Annotated in this window: 10 protein-coding genes; 6 read left to right on the forward strand and 4 right to left on the reverse strand. The window is 40.7% G+C overall.

All coding sequences use genetic code 11. The features are described 5' to 3' along the window. Nucleotides 1–38: 38 nt before the first annotated feature. The 3 genes from dapF to lptM form a co-directional block, all read right to left on the reverse strand. A complete protein-coding gene (dapF, locus tag FNZ24_RS09180; protein ID WP_153914179.1) occupies nt 39–866 on the reverse strand; it encodes a diaminopimelate epimerase in 828 nt (275 codons plus the stop codon). A gap of 61 nt (nt 867–927) precedes the next feature. Then, nucleotides 928–2172: a diaminopimelate decarboxylase gene (gene lysA, locus FNZ24_RS09185; RefSeq protein WP_153914180.1), complete on the reverse strand. Its 1245-nt coding sequence runs from the start codon at nt 2170–2172 to the stop codon at nt 928–930. A gap of 31 nt (nt 2173–2203) precedes the next feature. Next, the gene (lptM, locus tag FNZ24_RS21460; RefSeq protein ID WP_194945026.1) at nt 2204–2380 is read right to left on the reverse strand and encodes an LPS translocon maturation chaperone LptM; all 177 of its coding nucleotides are present in this window, start codon (nt 2378–2380) and stop codon (nt 2204–2206) included. 80 nt (nt 2381–2460) lie between these two features. Between lptM and cyaY the strand changes: the two genes are divergently transcribed. Further along, nucleotides 2461–2790 carry an iron donor protein CyaY gene (gene cyaY / locus FNZ24_RS09190; RefSeq protein WP_153914181.1) on the forward strand — a complete coding sequence of 110 codons (330 nt, stop codon included), beginning with the start codon at nt 2461–2463 and terminating at the stop codon, nt 2788–2790. A gap of 81 nt (nt 2791–2871) precedes the next feature. On the opposite strand, the gene FNZ24_RS09195 is transcribed toward cyaY, so the two are convergent. Continuing rightward, complete coding sequence (locus tag FNZ24_RS09195) at nt 2872–5301, reverse strand: class I adenylate cyclase (protein WP_228768431.1); 2430 nt, start codon at nt 5299–5301, stop codon at nt 2872–2874. A 255-nt stretch (nt 5302–5556) separates the two neighbouring features. Here FNZ24_RS09195 and hemC point away from each other — a divergent pair, with 255 nt between their 5' ends. From hemC to FNZ24_RS09220, 5 genes are all read left to right on the forward strand, one after another. Beyond that, nucleotides 5557–6486: a hydroxymethylbilane synthase gene (gene hemC, locus FNZ24_RS09200; protein ID WP_153914183.1), complete on the forward strand. Its 930-nt coding sequence runs from the start codon at nt 5557–5559 to the stop codon at nt 6484–6486. A gap of 16 nt (nt 6487–6502) precedes the next feature. Beyond that, nucleotides 6503–7219 (forward strand): uroporphyrinogen-III synthase, encoded by a 717-nt coding sequence (locus tag FNZ24_RS09205; protein WP_153914184.1) that lies wholly within the window; start codon nt 6503–6505, stop codon nt 7217–7219. 131 nt (nt 7220–7350) lie between these two features. Further along, nucleotides 7351–8589 carry a uroporphyrinogen-III C-methyltransferase gene (locus FNZ24_RS09210; protein ID WP_228768432.1) on the forward strand — a complete coding sequence of 413 codons (1239 nt, stop codon included), beginning with the start codon at nt 7351–7353 and terminating at the stop codon, nt 8587–8589. After that, nucleotides 8586–9758 carry a heme biosynthesis HemY N-terminal domain-containing protein gene (locus tag FNZ24_RS09215; protein ID WP_153914185.1) on the forward strand — a complete coding sequence of 391 codons (1173 nt, stop codon included), beginning with the start codon at nt 8586–8588 and terminating at the stop codon, nt 9756–9758. Before FNZ24_RS09210 ends, FNZ24_RS09215 begins: the two co-directional genes overlap by 4 nt. 389 nt (nt 9759–10147) lie before the next feature. Beyond that, entirely contained in the window at nt 10148–12172 is a 2025-nt protein-coding gene (locus FNZ24_RS09220; RefSeq protein ID WP_153914186.1) for a retention module-containing protein, read from the forward strand. The last annotated feature ends 3 nt before the right edge of the window (nt 12173–12175 follow it).

Here is a 12175-nt window from a genome sequence, read left to right on the forward strand (position 1 = left end):
ATTTTCAGCTAATAATTTCTTGGTATTGATTGCGTCGCTCATAACTGGATTTGTCCATCAAAAACATGTTCTGCAGGCCCAGTCATCCATAATGGTTTTCCTTCACCTTCCCAGTTAATGGTCAAGCGGCCACCCGGTAAATCAACCTTTACTTGTCTATCTAATTTGTTTTGTAAAATCCCAATAGCCACAGCAGCACAAGCCCCTGTGCCACAAGCCAGTGTTTCTGCTGCGCCGCGTTCATAGACACGTAACTTAATATGGCCACGATCAACCACCTGCATAAAGCCCACATTAACGCCTTTAGGAAAGCGTTCATGTTTGGTAAGCATCTGGCCTATTTCTTCAACTTCAGCGGTATCAACATCATCCACATCAAGGACACAATGAGGGTTGCCCATTGAAATAGCGCCACACAAAAACGTTTGTTTAGGGGTTTGCAATAAATAGGTTTTTTCAGGACGTTTAGCTCGAAAAGGAATTTTGCCAGGTTCTGTTACAGGCACACCCATATTAACGGTGACGTTACCGTCGCGTTCAAGTCGTAAGGTCATTTTACCTGAGCTGGTACTGACCCGAATTTTATATTTATTAATTAAGCCTTTATTACGCACGAAACGTGCAAAGCAGCGCGCACCATTGCCGCATTGCTCTACTTCTCCGCCATCGGCATTAAAAATTCGATAATGGAAATCTAAATCGGGATCGTATGGCGGCTCAACTAGCAATAGTTGGTCAAAACCAATACCGAAATTACGGTCGGCCAAACGGCGAATTTGATCAGGCGAAAAGAACACGTTTTGTGTTACGCCATCAACCACCATAAAATCGTTACCCAGACCATGCATCTTGGTGAAGTGGATCAAAAGAGTTTCCCTTATCGAACTAAAAAATAAACTAACCGCTACTTAAAAAGCACTGTCATTCTTAAGGCAGTAAATGCTCACCTTGCCACAATTGCTCAAGCTTTTCACGTTCACGTATGACTTGGTTTTGATCTTTATCAACCATAACTTCTGCCGGTTTTGGACGAGAGTTGTAATTGGATGCCATCACAAAACCGTAAGCACCACTGGAGCGCACTGCCAGTAAGTCACCTGCTTGCACATTCAGCTGACGGTTTTTACCTAAAAAGTCACCTGTTTCACATACAGGGCCTACAACGTCATATTCAAAACTTGGCGCTGAAGTTAGCTGCACTGGAATGATGTTTTGCCAAGCACTGTATAATGCAGGACGGATCAAATCATTCATCGCGCCATCAACAATGGCAAATCGTTTATCGCTGTTTTCTTTCAGTGATAACACTTCAGTGACAAAGATGCCTGCATTAGCTGCAATAGCACGGCCTGGCTCGAAGATTAATTTAAGTGGACGGTCACCTAAGCGCTCAAGTAATGCCGCAGCGTAAACATCTGGATGTGGTGGTGTTTCATCATCATAAGGCACGCCTAAGCCACCTCCAACATCAAAATGCTTAATTTCGATGCCATTGGACGCTAATCGGTCAATAAGTGCCAACATTCGGTCCATAGCATCTAAAAAAGGCTGCATTTCTGTCAGTTGAGAACCAATATGGCAATCAACACCTTTAACAGCTAAATGAGGTAAAGCATGTGCGCGAGCAAATACTTGCTCAGCTTCATCCATGGCAATACCAAACTTATTTTCTTTAAGACCAGTTGAGATATAAGGGTGTGTCCCTGCATCAACATCAGGATTAACTCTAAGTGAAATTGGGGCAACTTTGCCTAATTTACCTGCCACGTCATTCAATAATTCAAGCTCAGCGCTTGATTCGACATTAAAGCAGTAAATACCAGTGTTTAAAGCCTGTTCCATTTCTGCGGTAGTTTTACCTACACCTGAAAACACCACTTTCTTAGGGTCGCCGCCAGCTGCAATAACGCGAGCAAGCTCACCACCTGAAACAATATCAAAGCCACTACCTAAACGAGCGAGTACATTTAATACCGCTAGGTTTGAGTTTGCTTTCACTGCATAACAAATAAGGTGTGGGTGATCGGCAACAGCATTATCAAAAGCGTTCCAATGACGCTCTAAGGTCGCGCGCGAATAAATATATAACGGTGTGCCGTGGGTACGAGCAAGCTCAGCAACAGAACAGCCTTCAGCGAAAAGTTGATCTTCTTGGTATGTAAAATGATCCAAAATGCGATTCCTTTAAATTCTTTTGTATTTTTTATGTCGACTCTTGAGACTGCTCTTGAGCTTCTTGTTGGGTTTGTTCACTAGTAGGCTCTTGCGATTTTCGCTCTTCCTGATTAGTTTCTACTTCAGGTGATTTATATAATGGGCCTTGTTGTCCACAGCCAATAACGAATAGGCTAGCAAGCATTACTAATAAAAACAGTCTCATTTTTCTCAACATCTATGCATCTGGGGAGTTATAGCCTTATAATCGCATTCATAACCTAGGAAGTACAAGGATAGAAATGCATGGCTATGACAGATACTGAATTCCATCAATTGGCAGATGTGATGTTCAACAAGATAGAAAATGCCATCGAGGCCGCCATTGATGAACAAGATGCTGATGTCGATATCTTCGCAAGCGGTAATGTACTGCAGTTAGAATTTGAAGATGGTTCGCAAATTGTCATCAACAAACAAGAGCCTTTACACGAGTTATGGGTAGCCAGCCGCACTGGTGGTTATCATTTCGCTTTTGTTGACGGCAAATGGTTTGATGAACGCAACAACAGTGAATTTATGCCTTTTGTTATTGATGCAATCACCAAGCAAAGCGGTATTGCACTCTCTATATAATCTTAATCTATATAATCTCAGTCTCTATAACGTAAATTTTTATAGCAGACAGCGATAGGCAAAATCGACAATGAATTGAGTTTAAATATCTGAACTCAATTCATTTATCGCGATCCCAAATGGCACCACACTCAACTCGCCGTCAATTCTTTCTAATTTAAAAAACTGCGGCATATTAAAATAATGCAGTGACGACTCGTCTCGCTCAAATGCAAAGCTATGACTTTCTTTTTCAACCAACTCTTTCATGGTCATATCATCGAAAATTTGATGCATTAATTGATTTGATTCATCAATAATAAACACATCAAGCGCATCTGGACGTTGTCTTAGGAAGTACTGCTTTGCCCCTTTCGAAATATATAATTTGATCACACTAGGGATACTTCGAAAAGGATCTTTTTTTAGAACGGCAACTGGGGCTGTTAATTCTGGTTTTTTAAAGCGCTCAACTTTTATAGGTGCAACTTTTACCTCATTCCCAGTTAACTCCTTATAAACCAGGCCCATTGAGTTAAAGAACAAACCATAACGTTTATCAGACAGCTCAACAGGATGCATCAACGCCGATGATGCTCTTGCTTCATGACAATATTTAACGCACAAATTAAACATGGCTAATAAGGCATCATTGATTTGCTTTTTCAGGCGTTCAGCACAAACAACAACCTGAATATCAACTTGCTCAGGTGTCCCTTTTAAGCCAAGAGCAATAAATGCCAGCGCTTCCAATAAGCCTTGCTCGCCTTTAAAGCGATGACATTGCCACTCTCCCCAGCTATTGAGACAAATTAACTCGATAGTTGAAAGCATGTTTTGCTGCTTTTTCCCTAATGAAAAAACATTGCCATTCATATAATCAACCATTATTTCTTGGCCTTGCCATTTCAGAGTTGGATCGCCATCAACATTCGCCACCACAATCACTTTTTTATAGAAATAAGGCTGACACAACTCTGCTTTAGAGACTTTACTTGGCGCCACCATTAAGGGAACTAAACGATTGGCTAAATCAGTTAACACACTCGAACGGTGTTTTTTACGACCATACTCTTGCCATAATGTTTGATGGGTAGAAATGCCATTCATTGCCGACCAAGCAATTAGCGCAGTAGGCGTATCCGCTTTAATAATCGATGACTCGCCTAGTAATTGCCCAGATTTTAATGGCTGACGATAAAGGTAATATCGGGACTCTTTAATGCTATGAATAATGGTCATGTTGGGTTCAAACACCGACCGACTCCATAACTTATTTAAAGGTAATAGCTGATGTTCATCTTCACTAAAATAAGTATGTAACTTACGTGCCAGCATACCGAGCTCTTCTACCCTGAATCTGTCACTTAATGCTTGCTTTGAAGCGAACTCCAATAAAGTGCGGTAACTGATTAACAACAGCTCATTAAGTTGCTTGTTAAACCACTTTAATTGCCCAGAATGCCAATGTTGGCTGTTGTCTAATGTTTCCAATAAACTGGGCGGCCAATTCCAATCATTGACTAACTGCTGCATTTTATTTCGGCGCCAATCACTGCCGACACATGCATTTGTCAGATTAACGCCACATTTAAGGTAAAAACAGCGGCGAACAATCTCTAATCGCCTGATATCACGCTTACCGAGTAAGTAGCTTTCAATACGTTGATATAAAATTAAATAAGCGTCATTTGATTCTGAAAAATCGCCTTGCTCACATTGCTGCCAAATTTGCGCAGTAATAAAATGTGACTCAGGATAATCTGCAGCATAGGTTTCAAGTAATAATACTTTCAGCAGTGCTTTATGAGGTTTATTTAAACCTTTATAGAGTTGCCACAATGACGCACCAAAGTATTCAGTGGCAGGCATGGTTTGCACGTCACCCAAAAACAAAGTTGACTCATCTTGTTTTGAATTTGGCCACCAACCTACGGTTTTGCCCGCGAGGCGAATGTGCGAGCGATAAAATTCTTCCAGTAACAGCCAATGTTGAGTGCTACCGCTATGTTCTTCACCCAGTGAACTAAAACAATTTTCAAAGGCACTACACTCCCGAAATTGCAGCGGGTGAACTAAGTAAAAATTAACTTCAAAATCAAAAGAGGCAAACCATTGAGTTAATGCTGTGGTTTTTTCTGTTATTAGCGTTAAGTCTGCATTGCTCAAGTTCGCTTTATAAACCAGCCATACATCTACATCACTTTTCGGGTTCTGGCCAAAACTTGCTGTACTGCCCATTGAATAAACACCTTCAAAAGCACATGGCTCAGCAGCGTTTGAAGTTAATTTAGGTAATTTGAATACATCACAGGCTAGATGCGATTTATCAGAGTCTTTAAATTGGTTAATTCCAAAAGGAGTTAATGCAGAGTTACCACCTGGTAATTGTGGGTGATGGTGTTGAATAAGATAAGCAATGAGATCAAATAGCTTTTGCTGTTTCGGTGACAACAGAGATTGAACTCGTTCATAGCGAACAAGATTGAGCTGATTGGCTATTTCGGTTGAACCACTCACTTTCTCTATCAAGGCTTGCATCCTTGTACTATTACCTTACGACTAATTTGAACTCGTTTTACACGTAATGACTTGCTTAAATTAGAGTTAAATTCATTAGCAATAACTTGTTCATGTTATCACTTTTATTTAAATACGCCAGTAAATGAGATCTGTGTCACAAAAAAATTATGTGCATAGTTCAAACAATCGCTATCGGTTTGTTACATAAGCCCACAGGCAATGTTAGCATTGTCGCAATTAAGTCTATCGATGGAACTCTCTGGCATGTCTCAAAATGTTATTCGTATCGCTACTCGTAAAAGTCCACTGGCTATGTGGCAAGCTGAATTCGTTAAAGCTGAGCTTGAACGTATTCATTCAGGTTTAACGGTTGAACTTTTACCAATGAGCACTAAAGGAGACGTTATTTTAGATACGCCTCTAGCTAAAGTGGGTGGTAAAGGTTTGTTCGTTAAAGAACTTGAAGTTGCCATGCTTGAAGATCGCGCTGATATCGCTGTTCATTCAATGAAGGATGTACCAGTAGATTTTCCAGAAGGATTAGGTTTACAAGTAATCTGTGAACGTGAAGATCCACGTGATGCCTTCGTATCTAATACTTACAAAACGATTGCTGAACTACCACAAGGCGCTGTTGTTGGTACTTCTAGTTTGCGTCGTCAGTGTCAAATCCGTGCGGCTCGTCCAGATCTAGTCATCAAAGACTTACGTGGCAATGTGGGTACTCGTTTAGCTAAGTTAGATAGCGGCGATTACGATGCCATTATTCTTGCTGCTGCTGGACTCATTCGTCTTAAGTTAGATGAGCGTATTGCTAGCTTTATTTCTGCCGAAGATTCACTGCCAGCTAATGGCCAAGGTGCTGTTGGTATTGAATGCCGTATGAATGACGAACGCGTTAAAGCACTGCTTGCTCCTCTTGAGCATTTAGAGACTCGCTACCGTGTATTTGCTGAGCGTGCGATGAATACTCGCCTTGAAGGTGGCTGTCAGGTACCAATCGGTGCATATGCTGAAATTGAAGGTGACACATTAAGCTTACGTGGCTTAGTCGGTAACCCAGATGGAAGCCAAGTTATCGAAGGTGCTGTTTCAGGCCCTAAAACCGATGCAGTTGCATTAGGTGAAGCACTGGCTGAAGACTTATTAAGCCGTGGCGCTAAAACTATTTTAGACGCTGTTTACAACAAGTAATCAGGCAAAGTCAAATATGAAAGTCTTGCTAACGCGCCCCGAAGGGCGCAATCAAGCGATGGTGCAACAGTTAAAAACTAAAGGTGTCGACTGTATTGTCACTCCTTTACTGGCTGTTGCCCCAACTCATTTCTCCATAGATACTCATCAACTATCAACATCTGACTGCATTATTTTTATCAGTACCAATGCGGTTCATTTTGCAGCCTTATCCCTCAATAATAATTTTCCAGACTGCCGATATTATGCAGTAGGTCAAGCGACCGCTGACGCCCTTCGTCAATTTAATATTGAAGCTGAAGTCGCGCCACAAGATAACCAAGATAGCGAAGGCCTGTTGTCACTAAATTCCTTGAGTGAGATAAAAAATCAACACATTGTCATTATTAGAGGCGTTGGTGGCAGAGAAACTATTGCTGAGCAATTAACATTAAGGCAAGCCAAGGTTAACTATTGGGAAGTTTACCAAAGAGTTATGCCAAAGCTTGATGCACAAAGCGTTTGCAGCCAATGGCAAACAGCAAAGATTGACACAATAGTGGTCACTAGCGGCGAAGTCCTTGTTAATCTAATTAATCTTGTGCCAAAAGAGTTATTTGCATGGTTGCAATCATGTCATATCATAGTCCCTAGTCACCGAGTGGAACAAAGGGCGAAAACAGCTGGATTTTGTCACGTCACTAATGCTAATGGCGCGAATACTGAAGCTGTTATACAAGCGTTATCTCTTTAATCAATAAAGTAAAGTCAGCTATTTGCGATATTGTTTAATCCTGCCAGACTTGTACCCTATCACTCAACTTTTTGTCGCGCAGTAAATGGTCGCACTAGTTATTAGCCACACTAGGCACTCAAGGACAGCTCATGGAACAAAACAAGCAAGCGTCAACATCACCGTCTCAAGATGAAGCCGCACTGTCGGGATCTGATATGGCAGAGACTAAAGACACCACTTCAGCACAAGCGCATTCAGAGCCTAGCTCATCAACTGAACACTCCTCGCCTAAGCAAGCTGAAACCAGCGCTAATTCTGCTCAAGCTGAACAAAGTGAGTCCCAAACTTCAGGTAAGGCTAAAAGCTCTTGGTGGGTTCGCCTTAGTATTTTATTGTGCCTGATTGTTGCCCTAGCAGGTATTGGTATCAGTTATCTCTTGCTCATCGAACTGGAAAGCCAAAAACTAGAACTTCAAACTCAATACCAACAAACCCAAGCTATCAGCAATGAAGTGACTGAAGCACTGATTGAACCTAAAAGACGCATTGCTGAACTCGAAATTCAACAACAAAACGATACTTTGGCTTATCAGCAACAAAATCAGTTAGCCAAATCACATCAGCAGCTGCAAGAGCGTGTGGCAACGATTGCACAGCGAAACCCGAATCATTGGATGGCGTCTGAAGCTGAATATTTAGTCCGTATGGCAGGTCGAAAATTATGGCTTGAAAATGATCCTAAAACTGCTGCAAGTTTATTAAGTTCTGCAGATGATCGCATTGAGGCGATGAAGGACCCTGCCTTATTACCTATTCGCCGCGCTCTTGCTCATGATTTGGCAAAAACCAATGCCATTAAAACCACTGATGTTGCCGGTACTATCTACACCATCGACGGTATTTTAAATCAGCTAGACAATTTGCCTCTCAATCGAGCTAAAGCGCAGTCGGCTGAAGACTTGGCCGAACAACATGTCATGACAGATTCATTAGATGACTGGCAAAGCAACCTTGCTAAAACTTGGCATTCTGTGACTGATGGTTTTATCACGATTCGTAAGCGCACAACTGATTTAGAGCCATTACTTGCACCAGATCAACAATGGTATTTAATTGAAAACATTCGTAATAAGCTATTACAAGCGCAACTTGCTTTATACCAACATGATGAAGTGAATTACCGTCAATCTATAGGCTTTGCCCGTACTTGGATACAGCAATATTTTGATCTTGATGAAGTAAAAACTCAGGAAACAATGACAGCACTTGATGCATTGATTACCGTTAAAATTGAACAAGTTAAGCATACTAACTTTGAGTCTACTAGGTTGTTACAACAGCTTATAACCTTTGGCTCATTAGTTCCTGAAGAGGAACCACAGTTATGATTAAAATCCTTGCTTACGTAATCATCATCCTTATTGGATTCTGTATTAGCCCTTTTATTATTGGTAATACGGGGTATGTCTATATTGCTGCTGGTGAATATCAAATCGAAACCAGTTTAGTTTTCGGACTACTAGGCCTAATATTATTTTACTGCGCATTACAGTTAGTTGAGTGGTTAGTGATTTTCCTACTTAATATCGTCATCAACAGCCGATATTTACCAGAAAGGTGGCGCCGTGAAGCTGCAAAAAAATATACTTTGCAGGGTGCACTTGCCTTAGCTGAAGAGGATTGGCCAAATGCTGAGAAAGCCATGGCTAAAGGTGCGGCTAAGGGCGAACTTCCAGCTTTAAACCTCTTCGCTGCTGCAAGAGCTGCCCATCATCAACTTAATACTGATGCCCGTGATAAATACTTAGCCGAAGCAGCTAAAGACCCGCTAACTAAAACGGCGGTTAATACCTCAAAAACACGTTATTTGATCCAACAGGGCAAACTAGATGAAGCCAGAGCTGAACTTGATGCCTTAGCCCCAACAAGTAAAAGTAAAACACCAGTTCTCAAATTAGCGCTCGACCTTTATCAGTTACAACATGACTGGCAAGCGTTGAAAATCCTACTTCCAGCCATTAAGAAGCGCCAAATAATATCAGAGCAACAATGTTTGGACATTGAACATATTACTAATACAGCATTGCTTAAGGCAGCTACGGAAGTGAATGAGCAAGAGTTAGAGAAATGTTGGCACTGGCTTAGCAAAGCTGAACGTAACCAAGCTAAATTAATTGCTATTTATGCACGTGGTCTATGCCAATATAATCGAAAGAAGGACGCCTTAAAGCTGATTACCAAAAGCCTTAAAGCTGAACTTGATCCTGCAATATTATCTGAACTGCCGTTATTGCTTGACGCTGAAGATGAAGACATTAGAAAATTATTACACCGTTTTGAACAAACCCACGAGCATGATGCCCAATATCAAATTTGTTTAGCTAAGTTAGCTCAACAAAAACGAGATATTAAATCGGCTAAAACTCATTGGTCACAAGCCTGTGAAATAGCCCCTAAACGTGAATATTGGTTAGCGTTGGCTCAAATTCAGGAACAACTTGGTGAAAATACTGCAGCATTACAAAATTATCGTAAAGCAGCTAGTTCAACTGAATAATATTCACTAAACCGAATAATTAACTAAATCAAAAACCTGCCAATGGCAGGTTTTTTTTCAGCCATTTCGATCTAAACCCTCGTTTGAATCGTATAAAAAAAGACCAAATCGGGTAATCACTTCATTTCGTGCTTTATTATTAAAAATGTAACATTTTCTGTAATGACTTAGTTGTATTGATTTACCAAGGAAAAGTTAAATTTAATATCTTTTCATTAGTTTATCTTCATTTCTAAACGGGTCAAAAAATTGACCACAGATACTTATACAGCTAAAATTGTTAGATTGCGGTTAATGTTTCTCGCTAATCTTATAACGACAAACGTAGCAATGTGATTTTTTATGCATCAAATGTAAATACATTGCTAATAAAGGTTTTGGAGCTAAATATGAGTTCTGTTGTAACGACTAAAAATGGTGTTTTGAGTTCAGCAAATGGTGAAGTATCACTTACCATCAATGATCAAACAAAAAATATTATTCCTGGGGATAAAATTCCTGCAGGTGCAGAACTCAATTTTGCTGATGGTTTAGCTTTTGTCGTCACTTTTGAAGATGGTACTATTTTGAATGGCGACCAACTCAATTCAGACCCAGCTGAAGTTAGCCCAACAGATGATGCTGTAGCTCAATTCTCAACAGAGATGAGCCCTGAAGAATTAGCTGAAATCGAAGCGCTTCAAGCGCTGATTCTTTCAGGCGAAGATCCTACCGAAGAACTCCCAGAAACAGCAGCTGGTGAAACAGCGGGTAATGAAGGAGGTAGCGACTTCGCTTCTCTTGCTAGAGAAGGTTCTGAGACAATAGCGACTGCAGGATTTGATACATCTTTTGAAGCTCCAGACCCAATAACAGCAAACTTGTCGTTAGGTGATGAAGGGGTTAATGCATTAATCAATAACAATTTTAATGTTGCTCAGTTCACCGATAATTTTGTTAATGGTGTTTCTTTCACTACTTCTTCTGGTTTGTCTGGTTTTACCGGTGATTTCGGTTCTCCTGGTTCATTTGCATATTTACCCGGTGATACTATTACTTTCATGGTCGGTGGTGTAACCATTGCCACATTCAGCGCCGATGTAATTCAAGGCGATATATTATTTTTGCAAGATATTGCCGGGACATTATTGTCCGACACGAATATGGATTACGTCGAGAACATGGCTATTTTTTTACAAGCCTTGGACAACGACCTAACCGACGGTGTAGACGATGGAATACTTAACACTAATAGTTTGGTCAATATTGAAGATAGCTACGCCACCAATATCAATATCCTACTGTCTGTTCATGAAGCCTTAGCAAATTATATTGATCCAACTACAGGTCAGCCTCTAAATATCGCCACAGCTGGTAAAGAAATGATTTCACAGGTTCTTGCAGAACTAGGGATTATTTTTACTCGTGATACAGAAAGACAAGAAAATGAGCAGAACTTGTTTGAAACTATCGCAATGGAGCACGTCGCAGATACTATTGATGACATTGCTGGCGATAGAACACCTGATGAACACGATGAACGTACAGTCGATACTCTCGAGGTTCCAGGTGGGCTAATTACCTACAATTATAACGAATTAGACGGCCAAATTACTTTTTCTGCTAATGATTTACTTGAAGGCGCTATTGGCCAGCAAGTGATCGATCAAAACTTGCTAGTGAGTAATGTCCGCCTCAGCGCTGCATTTGAAGATATTGGTACCTTGCAAGATTTAGGCGATGGCAATTATGTCATCATCTTGAATGAAGGCATTACTCAATACGACCTGGAAGGGTTAAGTATTGATTACCGCGTAGAAGATTGGACCGTATTCAGAGACGTTACTTCTGCCACTCAAGACCAATATAAATCGCATTTATCTGCTGAAATTCCTGATGTGTTTGAAGATGTTGGCTTTAACCAGTTTACTTTAAATAGTGAGCTGACTTTTGAAGATGACCAAGCACTTTCTATTACCTTTACCAGCGAGTTATTGAGTGAGCAGCTAGGATATCCAATTGCAGAATATGCCGATGATTATTTAGTCCCATTAGAGTACTCCAATGATGGTGGCCTAACTTGGCAAACCATGACAGTTACAGGTATTGATACCAGTGGTGACTTAGCGAGACCTATCTTTGGTTTCACCCTTGAAGCGGGTAATGATAGTGTGATGATCCGCGTCCCTATTTTTGATGACGCTATTATTGAGCCTACCGAATATTTCAATGCTGTTGTTACTGGTGAGAACGTCTACGATGAAGAGCTAGAATTTGCCATTTTTGATAATGATGGTGAAGGTTCGAATTTACCGATTGTTGATATTGATTATGCTGTGGTAGTTGAAGGAATGGAGTTTGCTTTATTCACCCTCACCTTAAGCGAACCTAGTACTGAAACGATTACTCTTGATTACAGCTCTTCTGAGCTGTAATCA

The organism is Shewanella sp. TC10 (assembly GCF_009663145.1).
In the GTDB taxonomy this organism is placed as follows: domain Bacteria; phylum Pseudomonadota; class Gammaproteobacteria; order Enterobacterales; family Shewanellaceae; genus Shewanella.